This window comes from Pseudoalteromonas sp. CR1, from assembly GCF_019392235.1.
Lineage (GTDB): Bacteria > Pseudomonadota > Gammaproteobacteria > Enterobacterales > Alteromonadaceae > Pseudoalteromonas.
Window position 1 is genome coordinate 1 of sequence record NZ_JAHXRM010000573.1, and the last position, 241, is coordinate 241.

The window sequence follows — 241 nt, forward strand, 5'->3', positions numbered from 1 at the left end:
GCGTGCCCTGGACCTATCGCCTGGACATCAACGATGAGGTCCGCGACATCACCGTCAGCGTGCTGGAGAACCATCGCCTGCAAGCCAACGGTATCGACATCAGCCACCTGAGCACCGACGGCCGCTGGGCTACCCTGGTGATCAACGGTGTTCGTCGTCGCATGGCCTATCACCTCGATGACACCCAGCTCTGGCTGCCCGGCTTGAAGGTCATTAACCGCACTCAACAAGTCGCCAGCCG

1 protein-coding gene is annotated in these 241 nt (G+C 61.4%); it reads left to right on the plus strand.

From position 1 onward, the window contains the following. A partial coding sequence (locus tag KZZ04_RS20600; RefSeq protein ID WP_219424089.1) for a hypothetical protein occupies positions 1-241 on the plus strand: 241 nt, incomplete at both ends.